The organism is Methanoculleus chikugoensis, from assembly GCF_019669965.1.
Lineage (GTDB): Archaea > Halobacteriota > Methanomicrobia > Methanomicrobiales > Methanoculleaceae > Methanoculleus > Methanoculleus chikugoensis.
The window spans coordinates 1,908,000-1,929,290 of the sequence record NZ_AP019781.1 but is presented as its reverse complement, the minus strand read 5'-3'; the positions used below and the strand labels follow the sequence as shown (position 1 = coordinate 1,929,290).

Annotated in this window: 20 protein-coding genes and 2 tRNA genes; 11 read left to right on the top strand and 11 right to left on the bottom strand. The window is 61.3% G+C overall.

Annotated elements, in window-relative coordinates; all coding sequences use genetic code 11:
- Positions 1–16: 16 nt before the first annotated feature.
- The 3 genes from MchiMG62_RS09730 to MchiMG62_RS09720 all read right to left on the bottom strand — a co-directional run bounded on the left by MchiMG62_RS09730 (position 17) and on the right by MchiMG62_RS09720 (position 2,612).
- Positions 17–1,465: a heterodisulfide reductase-related iron-sulfur binding cluster gene (locus MchiMG62_RS09730; protein WP_221056785.1), complete on the bottom strand. Its 1,449-nt coding sequence runs from the start codon at positions 1,463–1,465 to the stop codon at positions 17–19.
- A 285-nt stretch (positions 1,466–1,750) separates the two neighbouring features.
- Positions 1,751–2,392 carry a superoxide dismutase gene (locus MchiMG62_RS09725; protein ID WP_244987673.1) on the bottom strand — a complete coding sequence of 214 codons (642 nt, stop codon included), beginning with the start codon at positions 2,390–2,392 and terminating at the stop codon, positions 1,751–1,753.
- 19 nt (positions 2,393–2,411) lie between these two features.
- The gene (locus MchiMG62_RS09720; RefSeq protein WP_221056784.1) at positions 2,412–2,612 is read right to left on the bottom strand and encodes a hypothetical protein; all 201 of its coding nucleotides are present in this window, start codon (positions 2,610–2,612) and stop codon (positions 2,412–2,414) included.
- Between the two features lie 133 nt (positions 2,613–2,745).
- Between MchiMG62_RS09720 and MchiMG62_RS09715 the strand changes: the two genes are divergently transcribed.
- Entirely contained in the window at positions 2,746–4,290 is a 1,545-nt protein-coding gene (locus MchiMG62_RS09715; protein ID WP_221056783.1) for a glycosyltransferase family 2 protein, read from the top strand.
- A 55-nt stretch (positions 4,291–4,345) separates the two neighbouring features.
- On the opposite strand, the gene MchiMG62_RS09710 is transcribed toward MchiMG62_RS09715, so the two are convergent.
- Entirely contained in the window at positions 4,346–6,388 is a 2,043-nt protein-coding gene (locus tag MchiMG62_RS09710; RefSeq protein WP_221056782.1) for an acetate--CoA ligase family protein, read from the bottom strand.
- A gap of 563 nt (positions 6,389–6,951) precedes the next feature.
- On the opposite strand from MchiMG62_RS09710, the gene MchiMG62_RS09705 reads away from it, so the two are divergent.
- From MchiMG62_RS09705 to MchiMG62_RS09680, 6 genes are all read left to right on the top strand, one after another.
- The gene (locus MchiMG62_RS09705) at positions 6,952–7,332 is read left to right on the top strand and encodes an MFS transporter (protein ID WP_244987672.1); all 381 of its coding nucleotides are present in this window, start codon (positions 6,952–6,954) and stop codon (positions 7,330–7,332) included.
- An 852-nt stretch (positions 7,333–8,184) separates the two neighbouring features.
- Entirely contained in the window at positions 8,185–8,850 is a 666-nt protein-coding gene (locus tag MchiMG62_RS09700) for a SipW-dependent-type signal peptide-containing protein (RefSeq protein ID WP_221056781.1), read from the top strand.
- A gap of 461 nt (positions 8,851–9,311) precedes the next feature.
- Entirely contained in the window at positions 9,312–9,863 is a 552-nt protein-coding gene (locus MchiMG62_RS09695; protein ID WP_221056780.1) for a hypothetical protein, read from the top strand.
- On the top strand, positions 9,860–10,864 hold the full coding sequence (locus tag MchiMG62_RS09690) for a signal peptidase I (protein WP_221056779.1): 1,005 nt from the start codon (positions 9,860–9,862) through the stop codon (positions 10,862–10,864). Before MchiMG62_RS09695 ends, MchiMG62_RS09690 begins: the two co-directional genes overlap by 4 nt.
- The gene (locus MchiMG62_RS09685) at positions 10,848–11,888 is read left to right on the top strand and encodes a DUF5305 family protein (protein WP_221056778.1); all 1,041 of its coding nucleotides are present in this window, start codon (positions 10,848–10,850) and stop codon (positions 11,886–11,888) included. The genes MchiMG62_RS09690 and MchiMG62_RS09685 overlap by 17 nt, the downstream gene beginning before the upstream one ends.
- 188 nt (positions 11,889–12,076) lie before the next feature.
- Positions 12,077–13,282, top strand: a complete 1,206-nt coding sequence (locus tag MchiMG62_RS09680; protein ID WP_221056777.1) for an MFS transporter — start codon at positions 12,077–12,079, stop codon at positions 13,280–13,282.
- A 10-nt stretch (positions 13,283–13,292) separates the two neighbouring features.
- Here MchiMG62_RS09680 and MchiMG62_RS09675 read toward each other — a convergent pair whose 3' ends face one another.
- The 4 genes from MchiMG62_RS09675 to MchiMG62_RS09660 form a co-directional block, all read right to left on the bottom strand.
- Positions 13,293–13,685, bottom strand: a complete 393-nt coding sequence (locus MchiMG62_RS09675) for a type II toxin-antitoxin system VapC family toxin (RefSeq protein ID WP_221056776.1) — start codon at positions 13,683–13,685, stop codon at positions 13,293–13,295.
- Positions 13,672–13,824, bottom strand: coding sequence for a hypothetical protein (locus MchiMG62_RS09670; RefSeq protein ID WP_221056775.1), 153 nt, complete (start codon positions 13,822–13,824; stop codon positions 13,672–13,674). Before MchiMG62_RS09670 ends, MchiMG62_RS09675 begins: the two co-directional genes overlap by 14 nt.
- A 1-nt stretch (position 13,825) precedes the next feature.
- Positions 13,826–15,034, bottom strand: coding sequence for a multidrug effflux MFS transporter (locus MchiMG62_RS09665; protein ID WP_221056774.1), 1,209 nt, complete (start codon positions 15,032–15,034; stop codon positions 13,826–13,828).
- A gap of 57 nt (positions 15,035–15,091) precedes the next feature.
- Positions 15,092–15,166 (bottom strand) — tRNA-Glu (locus tag MchiMG62_RS09660).
- Between the two features lie 188 nt (positions 15,167–15,354).
- On the opposite strand from MchiMG62_RS09660, the gene MchiMG62_RS09655 reads away from it, so the two are divergent.
- A complete protein-coding gene (locus MchiMG62_RS09655; RefSeq protein ID WP_221056773.1) occupies positions 15,355–16,470 on the top strand; it encodes an OBG GTPase family GTP-binding protein in 1,116 nt (371 codons plus the stop codon).
- On the opposite strand, the gene MchiMG62_RS09650 is transcribed toward MchiMG62_RS09655, so the two are convergent.
- Positions 16,457–17,572, bottom strand: a complete 1,116-nt coding sequence (locus MchiMG62_RS09650) for a tRNA (guanine(10)-N(2))-dimethyltransferase (RefSeq protein ID WP_221056772.1) — start codon at positions 17,570–17,572, stop codon at positions 16,457–16,459. The two genes, MchiMG62_RS09655 and MchiMG62_RS09650, sit on opposite strands and share 14 nt — an antisense overlap.
- A 69-nt stretch (positions 17,573–17,641) precedes the next feature.
- On the opposite strand from MchiMG62_RS09650, the gene MchiMG62_RS09645 reads away from it, so the two are divergent.
- The 3 genes from MchiMG62_RS09645 (at position 17,642) to MchiMG62_RS09635 (ending at position 19,562) form a co-directional block, all read left to right on the top strand.
- Positions 17,642–17,716 (top strand) — tRNA-Arg (locus tag MchiMG62_RS09645).
- Between the two features lie 73 nt (positions 17,717–17,789).
- The gene (locus MchiMG62_RS09640; protein ID WP_221056771.1) at positions 17,790–18,629 is read left to right on the top strand and encodes a geranylgeranylglycerol-phosphate geranylgeranyltransferase; all 840 of its coding nucleotides are present in this window, start codon (positions 17,790–17,792) and stop codon (positions 18,627–18,629) included.
- Positions 18,630–19,214: 585 nt separating this feature from the next.
- The gene (locus tag MchiMG62_RS09635; protein ID WP_244987671.1) at positions 19,215–19,562 is read left to right on the top strand and encodes a bactofilin family protein; all 348 of its coding nucleotides are present in this window, start codon (positions 19,215–19,217) and stop codon (positions 19,560–19,562) included.
- Here MchiMG62_RS09635 and MchiMG62_RS09630 read toward each other — a convergent pair.
- Both MchiMG62_RS09630 and mtnA read right to left on the bottom strand, forming a co-directional pair.
- Positions 19,527–20,231 carry a DUF116 domain-containing protein gene (locus MchiMG62_RS09630; RefSeq protein ID WP_221056769.1) on the bottom strand — a complete coding sequence of 235 codons (705 nt, stop codon included), beginning with the start codon at positions 20,229–20,231 and terminating at the stop codon, positions 19,527–19,529. The genes MchiMG62_RS09635 and MchiMG62_RS09630 overlap by 36 nt on opposite strands.
- Complete coding sequence (gene mtnA / locus MchiMG62_RS09625; protein WP_221056768.1) at positions 20,228–21,289, bottom strand: S-methyl-5-thioribose-1-phosphate isomerase; 1,062 nt, start codon at positions 21,287–21,289, stop codon at positions 20,228–20,230. The genes MchiMG62_RS09630 and mtnA overlap by 4 nt, the downstream gene beginning before the upstream one ends.
- Positions 21,290–21,291: the final 2 nt, after the last annotated feature.

Here is a 21,291-nt window from a genome sequence, read left to right as displayed (position 1 = left end):
CCGGGATCCGTATCTCCTAAAGTATCCCTATCCGATCGAGTGCGGGTGAGAGCGAGGTCAGGTGACCCTGGACGCAGACCGTATCCCCCGGTTCGGCGCCCATTGCGAGTGCCAGGAGTTCGGTGATATGGAGCACCGGCACGCCCATGTGGTCATAGACCAGCTCGCACCCCGGACAGTCGACGACCATCACGTCCAGGCGGTGGTTCATGAAATCCTGGCGGACGAGCCGGTTCAGCCGGGAGAGTTCCCGGGGGCGGCCATTCCGGTGCCGGTCGAAGAGGTTCTTGACCCCGCCGCAGCAGTAGTGCTCCATCACGCTTCTCGTGATCTTCGCTCCCGTCACCGCCGTGAGATCCTGTAGCCCCGGCGGGACGGCAAGGGTGCCGTTCATCTTCCGGTAGTGGCAGCTGACGTGCACCCCGACGGTGAGCCCGGTGAGCCGCGTCTCGACGAGCCGCCGGAGTTCGTCGAGATAGAGGGGATAGAGGTCGAGGACGTTTGCCACCGAAAACGCCCCGGGGTCGGTCACCTCCCGGCCGATCCTCGCCAGCGCTGCGTTCGCCATCCCCCTGTTGGCGTTGTGCGAGAGCACATCGAGTGCGGCGGCATACGAGTCGCTGCAGGTCGGGCATATCCCGGTCACGGCGATCTCGCCGCCGGGTTCGAACGCGTCATGGATGACGCTGAGGTTTCGTGCGGTGAGGAGCAGCCGGTCGGCAAAACCTGCCCCGCCCATGTAGTGCGGGGCGCCCCCGCAGCAGGTCTGCATCCGCGAGGTCTCGTAACGGATGCCGAGGGCGGCAAGGATCGTCTTCTGCGAGAGGTCCGCGCCGGGGTAGTTGAAAGCGCAGCAGGAGTTGAGGTGAAAGACCCGGTCGGGCCGGGCGAGCGGTTGCCTCTGCGGGAGGTGTCCGGGCACCGAGAAGGCCGACGCGTCGACCGGATGGAGCAGCAGCCGCCGGACCTCGTCGATCGCCCTGCCGTCCGCCGGGTAAGGGTAGCGGATCGCCTTTGCGATGAACTTTCGGAGGTGCCCTCTCTCCATGTAGAGCGGAAGAAATGCCCGGGGAGGAAGGCCCCCCCGGTCGAGGAGCATCCTTCGAAAGACCGGCTGCAGGCGTTCCGTCTCGTAGACGGCGTTGATGATCCCGCCGATGCTGACGGAGCGCGGGCAGACGGTCTCGCAGGAGTAGCACTGGACGCAGTCGGCAAGATCGAGCCCCGGGCGTCTGCCTGCCTGGAGGGCCGCGGTCACCCTCCGTGCGAGATACCCGGGATCTCCGTTCGCGCCGGGATCGTTGATCCGTGCCGGGCAGTAGGGTGTGCAGGAACCGCATGCGTTGCAGAGCCGGAAGTTCCGGAGCCGCGGGTCTTCTTCGCGGAGCAGATGGCGTACGGCCCCGTCCGTGATCGCGTTCCGGAGCATCTCCTGGTCCGGTGCGGGGACGGCCCTACCGAGCATGGTCGATCCCGGGGATCGCCCCTGCTCTACGCATATACGAACGAGCGGTTGCTCCTCCCCCAGGAGAGTGAGCACAGGTTAGACTAAGGGTATATCGCCTGCGGTACCGATCCATTCCTTCCCCCACCGATAACGTCGCCGCTATCTCTTGCGATGACTACTTAATGGTTTTGGATATGGACGCTGCACGGCGCCTCCGGGGCAAACGGGTGCCGGAGTCTATCCGGAGGTGCAGCCGGTTCGCCGCTCAGGTACGGCGCACGTACCCGGGAAAAAAAGAGGTGGTCAGAGGTTCTCCAGCCGTTTGTTCACCGTGTCCCAGTTCACGACGTTCCAGAAGGCGTCGATGAACCCGGCCCGGTTGTTCTTGTGGTCGATGTAATAGGCGTGTTCCCAGACGTCGAGCACCATCAGGATCTGGAACGTCGGGTAGACGTTGTTGTTGTGCTTCTCGATCTGCATGATCATGGGACGGTCGGTCATGGTGCAGTACGCCAGTGCCGCCCACCCGGACCCCTCGGTGCTCGCGGCCGCCTTCGTGAACTCGGCCTTGAACCGGTCGAAGGAACCCCACTCCCGGTCTATCAGGTCGGCAAGCGCGCCGCCCGGGGTTCCGCCGCCGCCCTTTCCGGCCGGGGCCATCGTCGGCCAGAAGAGGGTGTGCAGGACGTGGCCGCCGATGTTGAACGAGAGTTCCTTCAGGATCGCCTTCATATCGACTTCGGTGCCGTCTTGCCGTGCCTTCTCCAGTTTTTCGAGATCGGCGTTCGCCCCGGTAACGTAGGCCTGGTGGTGCTTATCGTGGTGCAGGGAGAGCTGTTCCTTCGAGATGTGGGGTTCGAGCGCATCGGGCGCATACGGCAGCGGCGGCATCTCGTACTTCTTCAACGATGCAGGTGCCATCTTCTGTGCTGTCATAGCAATCATTTCTCAAGAGGAGCGTGATCTATTTCATAGTGTCGGTGTTTTCGGTCTGTCGGAGATACTGGTCGCCTGCACCCTCTGCCGCCGTGCGCGGCCGCGATATCCCGATACCGGCCCCGTAATACACACAACGGTCATCGGGAAGGTCCGGGGCCTGCACATCGCCGTACCGCAAACGGTCGAAGAAGATCGTTTTGGGGTCGGGGGGCTGCGGTTCAGCCATTCCCGAAACCTTTAACTACTCTGGTATGATGGATGGTATCCGGACCGCCTCGCGCCGTCCGTTGCACCCGGGCTGCATCCGGGTTGCGCAGGGTGTCTCTGCATGATACCAGCCAGACCGCGGTGGATCTTCCATGAAGACGGCAGCACGTATCTCACTCTTTACCGCCACGCTGATGGTGCTGCTCGCGGTCATCTTCCTCCGCGATCTGCACCTCATACTGACCGGAGCCGGCTGGAGCCTTCTTGCAAGGGCTCTCTCGCTCTTTCTCGTCGCCGTCACGGCGTTCGGGGTGATCCAGTTCGTGAGCTACGCCGATCACCTCCTGCGGTCGATCTATGCCTACCGTCCCACGGCACCGCAAGAGCCGGGTGCACCGCCCCCTCCCGTCGCGGTCTTCATCCCGGTCTACAACGAGGAGCCGGATGTGGTCGAGCCCTGTGTCCGGGCATGCACGGCGATCGACTACCCGGACTTCCGCATCTTCCTCCTCGACGACTCCTCGGATGCACGGAGGCGCTCCGCGATGCAGGATATATGCCGCCGGTACGGCCTTTCTTATCTCCATCGCGACCACAGAAGCGGGTTCAAGGCGGGAGCGATCAATCACGCCCTCTCGCACCTCGACGCCGATACGCCGTACCTCCTGGTCATCGACGCCGACCAGAGGGTGAAGCCGGAGATCCTCGCCGACCTCGTCCCTATCCTTGAGGCCGACCCGGCCGTATCCTTCGTCCAGACCCCGCAGTTCTTCCGAACGGAGCCCCACGACCCGATAAGCGTCACGTTCTCCTACCAGCAGCACATCTACAACAAGCACGTCTGCCGGGGGCTCTCCGTCAACGATACCGCCATGCTGACAGGCTCGAACTGCCTCTTCCGGGTGAGCCATCTCGCCGCCGTCGGCGGGATGGACGAGGTATGCATCGCCGAAGACATCGCCACGTCGTTTACGTTCCACCTCCGGGGCCGCCGGGGAGTCTTTCTCGATGCCGTCTACGCGGAGGGCGTTGCGCCGCCGAACCTCGCCGCATACTTCACGCAGCAACTCCGCTGGGCATACGGGAACACCCAGCTTCTCGGGACGATCCTCCGGCAACTCGTGGCGCAGCCCCGGAGCATGACCGCAACGCACTGGCTTGAGTTCCTCGTTACGGTCTCGATCTACCTGCTTGGAGGGGTGAACGTGGTGCTCTTCCTCCTCCCCGTCGCGACGCTCTTCTTCGGTATTCCGATCCTCCCCGTCTGGGTTCCCCCGGTCTTCGCCGTGGTGCTCGTCGTGGTGATCGCGATCCAGGTCGTCGTCAGCATCCGCGAGCGGCAGTACTCCCTCCATGACCTCGCGTTCTCGCAGGCGATCTTCAACACCCTCGCCTTCGTATACGCCCGGGCGATCTGGTACGCCGTCTCGGGAAAGAAGCTCCCGTTCGTCGTGACGCCGAAGGTGGTGCCGGGGCCCGCCACTCGCTCCCGCGTCCGGATTGGGCCGGTTCTCCTCGTGATTGCGGCCATTCTGGTGTCGATGGCCGTCGGCATTGTGCGGGCGGTCGCGCTCGGCCCGGACTCCGGGACGGCGATCCCGCTCTTCTGGGCCTGCTACACGCTCGCCGTCCTCTCGTCGTTTCTGGTGGTCTGGCGAAGGGACGGGAGGCGGGTGGCAAGAAAGATTGCCGAGTGAACATTCCGGAACAAGTGCCGGAGCAGACAGAAAAGAATTGTTTCGGGAGAGGTTCTTACCGGAACCTCTGCCAGAGGATTCTCCCCATCACCCGGAAGGTGAAGTCGAGTTCGTCGAAGAGCGGGATGCCGTTCTCCTTGAGGATCTTGCGGCCCCGTTCCATCGAGTCGCCGCCGAGCAGCGTCCCGACGATCATGTTCTCGGTCTTCTCGGAGAACCGGATGATCTGGTTTGCGAGCTGTTCCGACCCGATGACGAGATTCGGGAACCCGACAACGAAGGCGATGTCCCAGCAGTCCTGGTACTTAACAAGCGTGTTGAACGTCTGCTCGAACCTCTTCTCGTTGGCATCGCCGAGGAGGTCGATCGGGTTGTTCTTGTTCCAGAATTCGGGCAGGAGTTCGTTGAGTTCTTTCAAGACCTTCGGCGGGAGGGTGATCAGGTCGATGCCGTAGCGCTCGGCGTAGTCGGAGGAGAGAACGGCGAACCCACCGGCGTTCGTGATCACGACCGCCCGCTTGCCGCGGGGGTAGCCCTTCGGGCTCGACAGCATCTCTGCGACCTGGAAGGTGCCGGACAGGGTGTGGACGGGGATCACGCCGGACTCGCGGAAGGCTTCCATGTAGACCTCGTACGACCCCGAGAGCGAACCCGTGTGGGACGAGGCCGCCGCCTGTCCCTTTACGGATGAACCGGCCTTGATCGCCACGACGGGTTTGGTCTTCGAGACTTCGCTGACCACCTTCATGAAGGTCTTGCCGTCCTGGATCTCCTCGACGTAGAGGATGATGCCCTTGGTCTTCGGATCGCGCTCCACGAACCTGAGGTAGTCGATGAAGTTGAGGTCCGCCTGGTTGCCCACCGAGACGACCGCGGAGAACCCTATGTCCTGCTTGATGCTCCAGTCGACCACCGTGTTGACGATGGCCCCGCTCTGGGAGATGAAGGCAATGTTGCCGGGTTTCGGGGATTCGTGGACGTAGGTGGTGTCGATGCCCTTTGGGGGGATGATCAGGCCGAGGCAGTTCGGGCCGATGATCCGCGTGCCGTAACGCTTTGCGATCTCCATGACCCGGTCCTCGAGCGCTTTTCCTCCCTCGCCCATCTCCTTGAACCCGGCGGTGATGATGACCGCCATGACGACGCCTTTCTGCCCGCACTCCTCGACGACGCTCGGGACGTGTTTTGCCGGGACGGTGATGACCGCCATATCGACGGGGTTCGGGATATCGAGGATGGAGGCATACGCTTTGAGCCCCTGGACCTCCGGACGTTTGTTGTTCACCGGGTAGAGCTGTCCGGGGAAGTGGAGGAGGTTGTGCATCACGGCGTAGCCCATCTTCTTAGGTTCGGACGAGGCCCCGATGACCGCGATCGACCGGGGGGTGAAGTATTCGACCGGCACGAAAGGCCGCTCTTTCGCCACCTTATCGACCGCCTCGTCGTCGACGAAGATACGGGCATCGACGATGCAGGCTCCCGACTCGTAGAGCCTGACCGGGTTGATGTCGAACTCCACGACGTTGGTGTTCTCGGCGAAGAAACAGTTGATCGCCCACATGATCTTGACGAGCGTCTCCTCGTCCCGCGGTTTCGACCCCCGGTAGCCCTGGATCATCGGGTACCCGTGGATCTCCCTGATCATCTGTCGGATGGTCTCCTCGGTGATCGGCAGGATCCGCAGGGTGACGTCCTTCATCAACTCGACGAGGGTGCCCCCCATACCGAAAGTGAGCACCTTCCCGAACGCCGGATCGGTCTTCCCGCCGATGATCAGTTCAAGCCCCGGTGCCGCCTGCTGCTCGACGATGACGCCCTTGATCTCGGCATCGGGGTTGTACGCCTTGGCGTTTGCGACGATCTTGTTGAATGCCTCTTCTGCAGCCTGCTTCGAGGATATACTGACGATAACGCCGCCGGCATCGCTCTTGTGGACGATCTGGGGCGAGTGGATCTTCATGACGACCGGAAACCCGATCTTCTCCGCCGCTTTGCCTGCTTCTGCAGGAGTCTTGACGATCGCATGTTCGGGCACCGGTACCCCGTATTGTTTCAGGAGATCGTATGATTCGAACTCGCTCAGCATTCTTTTTGCCATGGTTGTCGCCTCATGTTGTGACTGTCTATTCGAGCATCTTTATGATTCTGCAGTTCAGGTTCCCCGGCATATGAACCGTCTCCCGGAAAGCCAAACCGATAATCGGTATGAACCTTAAAGCGTGTTACCAGATCGGCTTTATAGGTTTTGTAATGATTCTACATGACAAATCTCGTCGCGGAGTGGCGAATATCGCTAATGCAAGCCTGGTTTTTGCGGCCGTCGAAAATTTGCTGTTATTATGGTGTCGTGTACGAGGCCTATCCCCCGGATGCCGGATCCCGTGCGGCGGTGGTTTTTTTCAGGGGTGTGCTGTCCGGAAGGCCGTACAGTGGCCCTTCCCCGTCAGATTGCAACGTATAAGTCCGCTCGCGGAGAACCTCAAGCGATAAAAACCATGATCGGGCATCATTCCGCACCGGACGCGATGTACGGTCTCTTTCTGATCGGGTTCTTTGCGATCTTCTTGACGACCATCTCGAAGAACCCGGTGCTACCCCTCTTCTCTCGGGCCACGGGTGCCGGCGACGCGGTCATCGGTCTTGTTGCGGCGGTCTCCCAGCTTGCGGGGCCTCCTGGATCACCTGGGAAAGAGGGAGCTGCTGATCGCATCCGGAGCAGTATTCCTCTCGGCGCCTCTGCTCTGCCTCTTCATCAACGGCCCGCTCCGGCTGATCCCGGTCCGGTTCTTCCACGGGACAGCGACCGCAATCCCTGGACCGGTGATTGCTGCGATGACTGCGGTGCGATTTGCCGGGAAGACGGGGGAAGCGCCCGGGCAGTATTCTTCCGCGACCCTGATCGGGAGGACCCTTGCCCCGCTCGTCGGCGGGGCTGTCCTGTCGGACTTCGTCTTTTACCCCGGGCTCATGCCGTATCAAAAGCGATCCGGCGATAAAGGCCGGTACATGGGAAAGCCCGGAACGCACCGCCGATCGTGGTGATGGGAAATCCGGGCATCGACGGTGCTTACAGCGGGACGAATGATCCGGGTAACTATTGCCGGGGGATCTGCTCTTCTCGATTCGTTCATTCGAGAATCCTGTTTCCCATGCCACCCCTCGGGTTAAGAATCGTTGCAGTAGTACCCGGCCCCGGAGTTCCAGTGCCCCTCAGAATTCCATGGATTCACCCCTCAATTGTCATAACCACAATGCAAAAAGATCATTTACGTTTGCATGCGGAAAGCGGCACGGTGGGTGCGGGACAGGAGTTTTCGCCGGTATGAACGGCTTTTCCACCTGGAGGCCGCCGGAGAGCCGATGCCCGGGAGGCTTTGCGGGGAGTCGCGATCGGGCGTCTCAGGCACTCCATGAACCGGGGACATCGGGGTGAATACACCAACCGATATTATAAAAAGGTCATTATTTCTTTCGAGTGCCGGTACGATCCTTTTTCATGAAAGGGGGTGCCGCACCCTCTTGGCTATTTCATATAAATATATTTCGAATCTATCTCGTTCTTCTCCCGGAACGCAGGAATCCGCTATCCGAGATCGCCTGGTCGAACGGCTACTCTGAAGAATGAACGGTATAATCTCCGAAACGTTCCAATATCTGCGGATGCCTTCTGGCAAAGATTATATCTCTGTTCAAGCCCCGGCTTAGATCCTGTTTTTGGTATATAATCAGAGCGTTATGTGAGCTGCGCTTTGCAGCCGCTCCGGACGAAAAATCGTTCGATAGATACATTTAAATACAGGTGTATCCCCCGGAGGGATGCGGGGTCGGAATCGGGCCCATCCTGGGATTGACAAGCTCAAAGAAGGCCTCGCGACGATAATGGGGGAAATAAAAATGAAAGCATATCTTCTCAGCGTCCTGCTCGTCGGGCTTGCTCTCGGCGGGATGGGACTGGGAACGTTTGCCTGGTTTACAGACCAGGAGATCGTAGAAGCGAATGCCATTCAGACCGGCAATGCCGATCTGTCCGTGAAGATTGCCAAGGATTATTTTGGCGTGCACGAATCAACCCTGAAGGTCACCAACCTGGTTCCCAGTACGAACACCTGGACAACTATGGGTTATATCCACCTCCTGAACGAGGGAACTGTTCCCCTGAAGTGGAAGGGATACTTTGTCAAGACCGGGGGAGACCTTGTGACGGATGGCAAGCTCCAGTTCCGGATTTCGAAGGTTTCGCTCCTTAATAGCATGTCGGAATCTGACGTTGCCGCCGATGTAGAAATCTCTGATGCCGGGACTGAGTCCCTGTTCCCTTCCGGTGTCTATACGTGGGCTCAGCTCTCCAATGCCGACACCACTCTCCTGACCTCAGACAATTTCGGGGGTACGATGGGCAGCATCGACAATCCGCTGTTTACCCGGATTCTCAAGGTCGAGGTGAAGCTGGATGAGAACGCAGGGAATGTCTATGCCAATAAGGGGGCAGAGTTCAAGGTAATCTTCGACGCGACGCAGACCGACAACCCCGGCTGGGCGCAGACCTCTCCCGCCGTGTGATCCCTGAAAGATCTCTACACCGGCAATCATGAACAAGAAGCAAGTGAGAAGGGGTGGATGCGGAGCCTCTGAAGCCAACGCTACGCTTCCCCCTCCTCCTTCGCCTCTTCCTGGAAACCGACCGCAACCACCGGCACGGGGGGCATCGGCAGCGTCGAACTCTCGATGCCCCCTCCGGCGGATGCCGGCGACACCATCGCGCTCAGACCGCGGTGGGATGAGAACCTGCCCGGAACGTTCCGGACAGCGCTCTTCAGGGATGATGGAGCGATCCGGAACCCGGGCAGAACTCCATCTGACCTCTTCCCGTGCGGGAGCAGCAGTGCGTGTCGTTCATTCAGCTGCAGGCAACGCGACGTATCCTGTGACCTGCTGCCCTTCGCCCACGAACGCCATGATACAGGGAGATGTGAGCGATGAATAAGGCATACGTACTTCTGGTAATTATCTGTTGCGCCGGTGTGTTTCTGGTTACAGACATCATCCCGGCCGGAGCATGGTTCACCGATACCGAGGTGATCGAAGGGATCTCCATCACCACCGGCTCGTGGGGCGACGCCGGCAGCCTGATGGTAACTGCCGATCAGCCTCTGCTCAAGCCGCCGGCAGGCAACCATGCAAAGACCGTCCTCTCCGGCATCACCGTGAACAACACCGGATCTGCTCCGCTGGAGGTTACGGGCATCCGTGTCTCATGGGACCCCGATGACGGCGAGATGATCCGTGAGGCGGCGTTTACCCGCGGAAAGGGCGGCGAAGCCCCGCGTGCGGGGCCGAAAGGGGCAGGTTCCAATCCAGAACCTGCCGGAGATGAAGGGTTCACCGTCTTCTGGTCCGGAGAAGCAGTATCCGGCCACTTACTCGAGGGGCAGGCTCAGCTCGGGCCGGCAACCCGGGACGATCCCGCACGGGGAATCCTGCTCACATTTGGCTCGAACATGGAAGGGAAGAGCCTCGTGTGCACTATCATCCTGGACGACGGGAACGAGAAGGAGGTCAGGCTGCAGGTATGATCCGGGTCAGCCCAATCCAGGGAACGATTTCAGTCATCATCGGTGTTGTGATCCTGGCGGGAATCCTCCTCTTCGTCCGGTGTGACATGCTGATCATGATCGTCCTGAGCGGGAGCATGACACCCCTCATGCTCCCCGGCGACGTCATCATCGTCGCCCCCACGGATCCGGATCAGGTCAGGGTCGGGGACGTGATCGTCTTCCAGCATCCCGGACAGGACGACCGCATGGTCATCACCCATCGGGTAACCGGTATCGATGCGGACACCGGTCTGTATTCGACAAAAGGAGACGCAAATAGCGCTCCCGACCGTTTCTCCGTCTCAAAGGGCGATATCATCGGCAGGCCGATATTTCTCATCCCGTTCATCGGGTTTGCATCAGAGATGAAGAAGCAGGTTATCCTCCTGATGGTTATCCTTCCCTCGCTGATGCTGGCCCTTCTGGAGACGCGAAAACTCACGCACGGCCCCCATGCCGCCCGCCGGCTCTCCCGGGAGAGTCCGGTGCCGAAAGGGCAAATCTTCTCGATCAGGTACTCCCGGCTCTTCTTTCTCTCCTCGGTCGTTCTGGCCCTCTTCCTTCTACTGACCGTGCCCTCTCTTTCTGGGATACAGACATACGGCTCTTTTTCAGGCTCCAGCGTTCCTCAAAACGGTTGCATAACGGTAGAGGGGCGAGGCCTGGTTCCTGAGGCGTACCTGATATGCACGCCCGGTGTGGGTGGAGTTCCTGTATACGGGATTGTGCAGCCCGGAGAAACTGTCTCCATTCCGATATCCGGGACTGAGCCGGAATGCACCGTAGCCAGATTGCCGTATGTCCTTCCTGTATTCTGGTTTGTGGGGCTTGCCGGATTGAACCCGTATCTCCCTGTCCTCGCTCTGGCAATCCTGCCGGGAGCCTTTCTGACACTCGTCCTGCACCCGCTCTGGGCCGAGAAAAAGTTTGTGAAATTACGCCGTAAAAGGAGGCTTGTAGATCGTGTACTGGAGAATTAAGAGATTTCAATCACTGACTGCTGAAAAGTTCACACTGGTACTGCCGGTTGTTGTTGTGTGCATCATTGTGTCAGGGCTGTTTGTATACACGAGCTGGTACATGCCGGAGTCCAGGGATGTGACCGTCGACGTCCCCTGGTATTCCATAGATGGCCGGTACGAGTACCGGGCGGTCGTCTCGGAAGGAAACCCGCTCTGGCCGGTCGGTACAACACTGACGGACAACCCGGTCTATTTCTTTGCGGCAACCCCGGAACTGCAGACGACATTCACCTTCCTTGTTGAAGGAGAGGCTGTGGATCTGGATGTCGTGTCGCATACGGTGGCGGTTCTGTCGATGAAGGAGTCGGACACGACCTACTGGAGCAAAGAGGTGGTGATTGCCGAGAACGCAGGGCCGCTGCAGTCGGGGGTATACCAGAACTCGTTCACCCTGGACATGGAGGATATGCAATGGCGACTGAATGAGATCAAGGAGTATCTGGACTTTCAGCGAGGGACTCCTGTTGTCGATGTCGTCACCACGGCTGTATTCACCGGAACGGTTGACGGAAAAGCGGTCAATGAACGCCGGGAGTACCTGATGCCCATCACCCTGGGGGCAGGTCACTACAGTATATCCGATAACCTGAGTTTCGCCGAGGCGGTCACAGCCCGCGAGGCACGGACGATCGAGGTCTATCCTCCCCTGCACCAGCAGTATGCCGCAGTACTCCTCCTGCTGGCCTCGTTGGGTATGCTCTTCTGGGTCATACTGTCAAGATCTCCGCGCTTCAAACCCTCCGCCGATATGCTTCAGGCACTGGAGCAGGAAGCGGTACACGCCCGGTATCGCGACTGGATGAGCCGGGGCAGGTTTGACCATAGTATCACAGCGCACAGGATTGAACTCGGTTCGCTCGAGGATATCATCAGCGCGGCTGTTGATATGAACCAGCGCGTCATCTATGACGGTGACGAGAAGACCTACTTCTTTGTCCACGATACTATTCTCTACGTCTATGAGCCGGCTGATTCAGGGTAGCCCATCAGGGAGGTCGGTTCTTCTTTTTTGTTCCTGGCTTCTGTCAGTTGCCTGAGAGGAGAAACAAAGGAGCTCTTCTCGTGCCCGATTCGTCTGGGGTGTGTGTCCGGGAGGCCGTACAGGGACCCTTCCCGGTCTTGATCAGAACATATAAGCCCGCCCGCGGAAAATCTCAAACGATCAGAACCATGGTCAGGCACCATTCCGCACAGGACGCGATGTATGGCCTCTTTCTGATCGGGTTCTTTGCCATCTTCTCGACGACGATCTCGAAGAACCCGGTGCTGCCCCTCTTCTCGCAGGCTCTGGGTGCCGGCGATGCGGTCATCGGTCTCATTGCAGCGGTCTCCCCGCTTGCCGGGATCCTTCTCTCCTTCCCGGTGGGGGTCCTCTCGGATCACCTGGGAAAGAGGAGGCTGCTCATCGCATCCGGAACGATATTCCTCTCGGCGCCTCTGCTCTATCTCTTCATCACCGACCCGTTCTGGCTGATCCCGGTCCGGTTCTTCCACGGGATGGCGACCGCGATCCTCGGGCCGGTGATCGCTGCGATGATTGCCGTGCGGTTTCCCGGGAAGAAGGGGGAGGTGCTCGGGCAGTACTCTTCCGCGACCCTGATCGGGAGGACCCTTGCTCCGCTCGTCGGCGGGGCTATCCTGTCGTTCTTCGTCTTTTACCCCGGGCTCATCCCGTATCGGATGGTCTACCTCACTGCAGCCATCGCCGCAGTGCCGGTGGTCGTCCTGATCCTCCTCTACCGTGAGGAGACCCCGGGCCCCCTGAAGGTCCTCCCGTTCTCAGCGTTTCGGGAAAGTTTTGTGACGTTCTTCACGAACCGGAGGCTGCGGGCAACGGCACTCGTGGATATGGGGACTTACTTTGCCTTCGGAGCGTTTGAGACGTTCCTGCCGCTTGTCGTCCTCTCCAGAGGGATGGGTGCCTACCAGACGGGGATCCTGTTCGCCGCCCAGACGCTGATCATCGCGGTCTCGAAGCCATCCTTCGGCAGGATCGCCGACCGGGTCGACAAGAGGGTCCAGATCGTCATAGGGCTCCTCATCCTGGGGGTTTCAGTCGCCGCCATCCCGTTTGCACCGGGATTTCCCGCGTTCCTTCTCATAAGTTCTTTCCTCGCCCTGGGTATGTCGCTCTCCACGGTTGCGACCAGTGCGTACGTCGCGGACGTTGCAGAAGAAGAGCAGATGGGGGCTTCGATGGGGGCGTTGTCGTCCATCATGGATATCGGGCATTCGGCAGGCCCCCTGGTCACCGGGATCATTGTTGCCGCCAGCGGCTTCGGCCCCGGATTCTTCGTGAGTTTCCTCCTCGCGGTGGCTGTCTGCGGGTTCTTCGCCCTCTCGGTCCGGGAACCGGCACCACAGGGGAGCGTATAATCGGCGGCCTCTAATACGCCCTGACCTTCAGCCCCGGAACGCGGGTGAAGTGACTGTCCCGGGTGACGATCTCGCCGTCGCCCCCGAGCGTGATTGCAGCGACCACCTCATCGGAATTACCGATCCGGCTGCCTCTTCCCCGGAGTTCGGCAGCGAGGGTGCCGAAGATCCGGTAGGTCTCGTCGGTGATCGGGAGTTCGATCAGCGCCCGCGTGATCGCTTCGACTTCCCGGAGGTTCTCCTGCACCGATGCCGAGAGGAACGCGCCGCGGTAGAGTTCGAGGGCGTTGATCGCCGTGGTTGCAAGCGGCAGCCCTTCCCGCTCCATCGCATCGAGTGTTCTCATCGCCTCCGGATCGTGCCGGATCAGGTCGATGAGCAGGGACGTATCAAGCGTCGGCATCGAAGTCGACCTCTCGCATCGAAGCGTTTCGCATCTCGCGCGAGGCTTCCGCGACCGAATCGGCCAGCGCAGGGTTCGGCCCGAATTCTTTGAGGATCTCCGAGAGTTTCTTCTTCGGCGGGGTGTACTTCAGGATCATTTCAGAACCTCACCAGCCCCCGTCTCCCGATCGCCGCCCACCCCGCGAGACACACCATCCCGACCGCCATGTTGATCGCCCCGAGGCTGAGGACGAGATTCTCCCCGGCAAGGAAGACGAGGACCATCCCGGCACTGCCGAAGACGAGGCCCGAGCAGTTGATCAGGGCTGACGCGGAGCCGGCATCCTCCTTCTGCTGCTCGAGCATGAGGAATGCTCCCGGGGAACGCACGCAACTGCCCATCATGGAGGCCGGGAAGAGGGCGAGGGCAAAGAAGAGCGGCCCCAGGCTCCCGAAGAGGCAGACGAGTGCGCCACCGGCGAGCATGACCGCAAATCCGGAGGCGACGATTGGCCGGCGGCCGAAGTGCCGGGAGAGCCAGAGGTAGAGGAACGGGCCGGCTATCAGGCCTGCGGCGTTGAGGGCGAAGTAGAAACTGTACGACTGTTCCGAGAGCCCGAACCCCTCCTGGTAGATATACGACGAAGCGGAGACGAACGCGAGCGATGCGGTGCTCACGAGCGAGAAGACGATGAGGAGCGAGGCGAAACCGGGGTTCTTGAGCACCGCCCCGAGCCGGCGGACGGACTGCCCCACGGTGCCGTTATACCGCGCGGGTATGGTCTCTTCGAGGAGGAGGCCGCCGACGAACGAGACGACGCCGATGAGGGCGAGTGCCACAAAGAGGCCCCGCCATGAGGTGTAAGGGAGCATGAACGCCCCGAGGACCGGGGCGACGGCGGGCGAGATGACGACCATCGACTGGACGAGCGCGAGCACCGACTCCCGTTTTCTCCCGTCGTAGGCGTCTTTGACCATCGCGGTCGCGACCGCGGAGGCGGCGCTGCCCCCGACCGCCTGGAGAATGCGGAAGGCGATCAGGTGCCATACATCCCAGGATAAAGCGCATCCGACGCTTGCGGCGATATACAGGGCAAGCCCCGTAAGCAGGACGGGCCGGCGGCCGTACTTGTCGGAGAGCGGCCCCCAGAAGAGCAGCCCGAGGCTGAAGAAGATGAAGAAGAGGATCAGGGTGAGGTTTGTCTGGCTCGCGGAGACGCCGAAGTAATCCCCCATCCCGGGAAGGGCAGGGAGGTAGAGATCGGTCGAGAGCGGGACGAAGGCGGAGAGCAGCGCAATAAGGACGACAAGGCCGCGTCCCCCGAGATACTTCTGAGGTTTCAGGACACTGTCGGGGGTGCGGTGCATGGTATCGTCTTTATCCCGGGAGCGGTGCAGAAATGGGCGCTTGCCCTCAGAACAGAATGCTGCTATGGGGATTCGAACCCCAGTCGCAGGAGTGAGAGTCCTGCATGATTGGCCGGTCTACACTATAGCAGCGCATTGCACCAACGTGCTCTAAATTATTAGACTTTATCATACTTAAACCTGTCCCGTGCTCCGCCTTCTCCGGCCATCCCGGTAGTCGGACAATCTGAACCCTATACGGGCCGGAATTTTCCCTTCGCTTCGTGATTTTCATCACAGACATCAATAAGTAGCTTCCCCGCATATCTGTATCGGCAGCAATGAGCAGTGTCGAAGAGCAGATACGTGAACTTGAGGACGAGCTCAAGAATACCCCGTACAACAAGGCGACCTCGAAGCATATCGGTCGCGTCAAGGCGAAACTCGCAAAGATCCGTGACGATGCAGTAGCCCGGGCCATGGCCTCCTCCGGCGGGGGTGAGGGCTACTCCGTAAAGAAGTCGGGAGACGCCACCGTCGTCCTGGTCGGCTTCCCGTCGGTCGGTAAAAGTACGCTGCTCAACAGGCTCACCGGTTCGGAACTCAGCGAGACGGCGGCCTACGCCTTCACGACCGTCTCGGTCATCCCGGGCTCGATGGAGCACCGGGGCGCAAAGATCCAGATCCTTGATATCCCCGGCCTGATCGCCGGTGCGGCCATGGGCAAGGGCCGCGGGAAAGAGGTGATCGCCGTCGTCCGTTCCGCAGACCTGATCCTGGTCCTGGTCGACGTCTTCAACGAGAAGCACGTGGACGTCCTTCTCCGGGAACTTCACGATGCCGGCATCAGGATCAACCGGCCAAAACCCGATATCACCATCAAGAAGGCCGGATCCGGCGGTATCCGGCTGAACACCGTCGGCGCCGTCGACCTCGATCTCGAGGAGATCCGTGCAATCCTGGCAGAGAGCAAGATCGTCAACGCCGACGTCCTGATTCGTAGCGATGTCACGCAGGACGACTTCATCGACGCAATGATCGGGAACCGCGTCTACGTCCCCGCGTTCATCGCGGTCAATAAGGTCGACCTGGTGGAAGAGAAGACCCGGGCGAAGATCGAGAGCGAGTTGACCGAGCGGTTCGGCGAAACGCCGATCATGATATCCGCGCACAGCGGTTACCACATCGAAGACCTCAAAGACGCCATATTCGAGAACCTGGAGTTCATGCGGGTCTACTTAAAGCCGGTCGGCGGCCCCGCAGATATGGACGAACCGTTGATCATCCGGAGCCCGGCAACGGTCGAGGACGTCTGCAACCGCCTCCACCGCGACTTCGCCGACAAATTCCGCTACGCAAAAGTCTGGGGCGATTCGGCCAAACACGACGCGCAACGCGTCGGCATCACTCACCAGCTCGCGGACGGGGACGTCCTCACCGTCGTCACCCGCCGCTGATCACTTCTTCGAGGGCCGGGAGCGGCGCGTCGGTCTTGAGGGCGGTGCCGGAGTAGTGCGCACGGCTCGCCCGGTAGCCGAGAGCCTGCAACCGCCCGATGACCGTCTCGATCCCGGCAGGAGAGAGCCGCAGGCGTTTTGCGACGACGTGGTAGTCGTAGTGGCTCGACGTATCGAGTTCCTGGCGGCAGGTCGCGAGCAGCCGCCCGATCCGCGTCCCGGTCCCGGCCGTGATGCCGGGGAGCGCCTCCTGCATCGCGGCAAGCGTCGCATCGTCGTTGATCCTCCCCGTCCAGAGCGGGCCGACCGGCACCAGGTCCGCGCCGCAGATCGGACACTCCGCGGGCTCGGGGAGGATCCCGGTCCTCTCCGAGCGGTAGAGACAGTCTCCGCACTGCATCACGTAGCCGATCCGCGCAAGCGTCCTGTCGGCCGCCGCCGCCCCGTAGCGGATACGGAGGTGCAGGCGGTGGAAGTGCTCGTGCGCGTAGCAGAAGAGGGGTTCAAAGCCCCGGTCGTACTTGATCACCTCGCGTGCCACGAACCCGAGCAGCGTCCGGAGACCGACCTCGGCGTGATACTCGGTGTTTCTCGGGCGGGAGAAGTAACGGCGCATCCCGGCCTTCAGGTGCGCCCCGCAGAGCGGCGCGGTGTCGGTGGCAGTGACGAAGAGGTGCCGTGCGGCGCTCCGGGCCGCGGCGTCGACGAACGGCGCCGGCGTCCCGAAGGGGTCGAGGTCGACCGTATCAAATCGTCTCTCGCTCATCAGTGCGTTCGCATCCTTCCGGGTCACCTCGACGGCGAGACCCAGCGCATCGGCGTTCCGCCGGGCGAGATCGACCGCCGTCTCGCTCCGGTCGTTGATCGTCACCGGTATCCCGACCTCGTGCGCCACCCGGAGCCCCCGGACGCCGGATGCCCCCATGGCGTCGAGGTAACTCTCGGGCCGCAGGACAGAGAGCAGGAGGATGGTAGCGTCCCGGTTCATCTCCATGCGCGAGTTATAAAAGACCGGGCCGCTTCCCGGCGGGAACTGGAGGCGAGGATCCTGTCTGGGTACGAGAAAACGGGTTCTTCCTTCGGTGACCTCGACAACGTCCATGCTTCCCGAAAAGGTGGATGCTCGATACGCTTATACCTTCTCATGAGCAATACTTCTACTCCGGGGTATGGGCTTGTGGCCTAGTCCGGACATGGCGTCAGCCTCCTAAGCTGAATGTCGGGGGTTCAAATCCCCCCAAGCCCGTTCTTTTCCCAGATTCAACCCCGATAGACCATCGGGTTATTTATCGTCCGCCATAAAACCTTACTCTTCGATAATGAGCGCCTCCGCATACATCCGGATCACCCGCCCGCACAACGCCGTCGTTGCCGGCCTTACCGCGCTCATCGGCTACCTCATCGCCACCGGGACGCTCACGCCGCCGTCACTCCTGCTCGCCGTGATCGTCGCGCTCATCACCGCCGGCGGGAACGTGATCAACGACGTCTGCGACGTTGAGATCGACCGGATCAACCGCCCCGACCGCCCCATACCGGCAGGGGAGATCAGCCTTGGCGGTGCAAGGGCGTATGCAGCGGCGCTCTTTATCGCCGGAATCGCGATTGCCACCCTGACACCGCCGCTCTGCCTTGCTATCGCCATCATAAACTCTACCATCCTTGTCGCCTACGCCGTCCGGCTGAAGCGCACCCCCGTCCTCGGCAACGCGGCCGTCGCCTACCTGACGGCGAGCGTCTTCCTCTTCGGCGGAGCGTTTGCGGGCATCGAGGGGCTCGTCCGGAACCTCTCGCTCGCGGCGATCACGTTCCTTGCGACCATCGCGCGGGAGCTCCTGAAAGATGCGGAAGACGTCGACGGGGACGCGGCGGGAGGCGCCCGCACCCTTCCCATGATCGTCGGTGTCCGGAGGACGGGGATATTCGCGTTCGCCTGCGCCTGCGGCGCCGTGGTGGTGAGCCTCCTCCCCTCCGGCGACTGGTGGGGCCTCTTTTACCTCGCCGGCATCGCGGTCGTGGATCTCGTCATCCTCTTCGGGGCCTTCCGGGGTCTTCAATGCACGACGCCGGGCTGTGTCCGTGAGTCCAGCGCGACATCAATCCTGCGAATGGGGATGTTTGCCGCGCTCGCTGTCTTTGCGATCGCCGCGGTGATCTGAGCGCGGGAACCCCGGTGTTCAATACCTTCATCCGGCCGTCCCACTCATCGCACTCCCGCCCGGCCCCTCTTCGCACCTTCAGTGCTCGATCTCCGTCCTTTCAGGACGTCGTTCACCCAATAGCGATACTCACCACGATCCACAGGATGGGGAGAACCGTACACGGCTTTCTGTGGATATCGCCATAACTGCCCCCGCCCCTCGTGGGCGGGGAACGACTGCCGGGAGCGTAGCGGACGGCGGGAGTTTGAGCACCGAAGGTGCGGAGGAGGAGCGCGAAGCGCGGGCGGGGTGGGGGCTACAGATAACAGCACGTGTGGCGGAGACAGAGGAAAGGGCTACAGATAGAGCCTTACGCGATAGAGGCCGGAGAGCGGGCTACGGGAAACGACAGACTCCGCCGGTGATGTAAATATCCGGCGAACATGGGCCGGCAAAAACAGATGCGACCCTGCAATCTTCAAATAGTCTCACTGATAATTTTATCAGGTTACGGGCCGAGCTGTTATCCAGGAGATCTTCATGAAAGTTTACCGGCACGGGGACACGTACATAGCACCGAAAGGTTCCTTTTTTGACGGAAACGTGAAGATAGACGGGAATTTCATCACCCCTCCCGAGACGCACATCTGGGGCAATATGGTCGTTGCCGGTCGCCTCGAACTCGGGCCGGGTTCGACGGTCGGCGGGTTCGTCGAGGCCGATAGCATCGTCGTCGGCCATGACGCCAGGATAAAAGGGCCGCTCAGGGTTCTGGAGACCGCCACCATCTGCGACAACGCGTGTCTCCATTCGATCAAGGCGGGGGGCAACATCACCCTCCGGCCGGGGGTCAGGGTCGGTGCCGTGAACAGCGACGAGACGATCTTCGTCTACGGCAAGGTCACCAGCGAGCGCCTATTCGGCAGGGCCGTGAAAGTCTACGGAACCTGAGGGGGGTTTGATGCCGAGCAGGGCGGCATCTCTCACCGCGCCCCAGTCCGCTACCGTCTCCACGCACCCGTCTTTTAGGTTCACGACACCGATAGCGACGATTCCTATCCGGTCGGACATATCGATCCCGTCTTTCACCTCCATGAGGCAGCCGACGCCGATGATCGCCCGCGGGTGATACTTCTTGACCATCCGTTTGATGAACGTCGAGCCCGGGACGATGAAGACCCGGTAGCCGCGTCTCTCGAGCCACGCCGTGTTCTCCCCGACCGAACAGCGGCCGCAGTTGCGGCATTTGAGGCCTTCCGGCGTCAGGTTTGCCGGACACTGCGCCGAGCGCAGGCATTGGGGCAGGAAGACCGCCCGCTGCTCGACGGGGGTCTCGGAGAAGGCCTTCGTGTTCATGGTGTTCCTGAGCGTTATGAAGAACGTGATGAGATCCTTGTCGTCCAGCCCGAGGAGTTTGCAGAACGCCTTCACGAGCCCTTCGAGAAGGACCATGCCGGGTATCAGGATCTGCGGTAAGTAGAACTTCCCCCGGGTGATCGAGGCGGCGGCGATGATCGCGAGGGCTACTGCGGCAAGGAGCATCCCGAGGATGAGGAAGAACGTGACCTCCCCGATGAGGGTCATCAACTGGATCCAGATCTCGGAATCGAGGAAACTCATGGCCGGACCTCCCTGTCTCTCCCGACCAGCCGGAACGACTCCATATACGGCGGCCGCAGCACCCCGATCTCGGTGACGATCGCATCGACGAGGTCGAGCGGGGTGGCGTCGAAGGCGTAGTTGAGCACGTTCACGTTGTCGGGCGCGAGTTTTTTATCGCCGCAGGAGGTGAGTTCGGAGCGGTCCCGCTCCTCGACGGTGATATCCGTCTCCCTGCGGGAGAGATCGAACGTTGAGACGGGCGCCGCGACGTAGAACGGTATGCCGTGGTGGCGGGCGGCGACGGCATGCATATACGTCCCGATCTTGTTGAAGACCGCATCCTTCGTGATCCGGTCGGCGCCGACGACGACGAGGTCGATCATCCCCTTCCGCATCAGGTACGCCGCCGACGAGTCGGGGATGAGGGTCACGTCGACCCCGTCCCGGGCAAGTTCCCAGCAGGTGAGCCTCGAACCCTGGTTGAGCGGCCGGGTCTCGCAGGCGATCACCCGCACATTCTTTCCGGCCTCAACCGCCGACCGGATCGTCCCGAGCGCCGTTCCCCAGCAGCGGCAGGCGAGCGCTCCCGCGTTGCAGTGGGTGAGCACCGTGCACCTCTCCGGGAAGAGTTCTTCGCCGAACCCGCCGAGCCTCCGGCAGGTCAGTTCGTCCTCCTCGGCGACGGCGTTCGCCTCCGCGACCGCTACGGCCTTCGCCTCCGCGACCGATGCCGCCAGCGCCATCTTCCGCAGCACGCGGTCGATTCCCCACGCGAGGTTGACCGCGGTCGGACGGGTGCCTCGTAGAAGGTCTCCCGCCCGCCCGACCTCGCCCGAGAACCGCTGAAGGTCTGTCTCCCTGCTCCGGACGGCGGCGAGCGCCACGCCCATCGCGCCGGCAATCCCGAGCGCCGGCGCTCCCCGGATCTCGAGCCTCCGGATCGCCCGGGCGAGGTCGTCGACGGTCACGCACCGCATCTGCTCGTAGCGTTCGGGGAGCAGGGTCTGGTCGATGTAGAGGATGCACTCGTCCTCTGCATCCCACGCGATGGTGTAAGGATCTTCCCCTTCCGTCATGT

Coding starts and splice junctions, on each gene's coding strand:
- MchiMG62_RS09730 (WP_221056785.1), bottom strand. CDS start 1,465: ATGCTCGGTAGGGCCGTCCCCGCACCGGACCAGGAGATGCTCCGGAAC.
- MchiMG62_RS09725 (WP_244987673.1), bottom strand. CDS start 2,392: ATGATTGCTATGACAGCACAGAAGATGGCACCTGCATCGTTGAAGAAG.
- MchiMG62_RS09720 (WP_221056784.1), bottom strand. CDS start 2,612: ATGGCTGAACCGCAGCCCCCCGACCCCAAAACGATCTTCTTCGACCGT.
- MchiMG62_RS09715 (WP_221056783.1), top strand. CDS start 2,746: ATGAAGACGGCAGCACGTATCTCACTCTTTACCGCCACGCTGATGGTG.
- MchiMG62_RS09710 (WP_221056782.1), bottom strand. CDS start 6,388: ATGGCAAAAAGAATGCTGAGCGAGTTCGAATCATACGATCTCCTGAAA.
- MchiMG62_RS09700 (WP_221056781.1), top strand. CDS start 8,185: ATGAAAGCATATCTTCTCAGCGTCCTGCTCGTCGGGCTTGCTCTCGGC.
- MchiMG62_RS09690 (WP_221056779.1), top strand. CDS start 9,860: ATGATCCGGGTCAGCCCAATCCAGGGAACGATTTCAGTCATCATCGGT.
- MchiMG62_RS09680 (WP_221056777.1), top strand. CDS start 12,077: ATGGTCAGGCACCATTCCGCACAGGACGCGATGTATGGCCTCTTTCTG.
- MchiMG62_RS09675 (WP_221056776.1), bottom strand. CDS start 13,685: ATGCCGACGCTTGATACGTCCCTGCTCATCGACCTGATCCGGCACGAT.
- MchiMG62_RS09670 (WP_221056775.1), bottom strand. CDS start 13,824: ATGATCCTGAAGTACACCCCGCCGAAGAAGAAACTCTCGGAGATCCTC.
- MchiMG62_RS09665 (WP_221056774.1), bottom strand. CDS start 15,034: ATGCACCGCACCCCCGACAGTGTCCTGAAACCTCAGAAGTATCTCGGG.
- MchiMG62_RS09655 (WP_221056773.1), top strand. CDS start 15,355: ATGAGCAGTGTCGAAGAGCAGATACGTGAACTTGAGGACGAGCTCAAG.
- MchiMG62_RS09650 (WP_221056772.1), bottom strand. CDS start 17,572: ATGGACGTTGTCGAGGTCACCGAAGGAAGAACCCGTTTTCTCGTACCC.
- MchiMG62_RS09640 (WP_221056771.1), top strand. CDS start 17,790: ATGAGCGCCTCCGCATACATCCGGATCACCCGCCCGCACAACGCCGTC.
- MchiMG62_RS09630 (WP_221056769.1), bottom strand. CDS start 20,231: ATGAGTTTCCTCGATTCCGAGATCTGGATCCAGTTGATGACCCTCATC.
- mtnA (WP_221056768.1), bottom strand. CDS start 21,289: ATGACGGAAGGGGAAGATCCTTACACCATCGCGTGGGATGCAGAGGAC.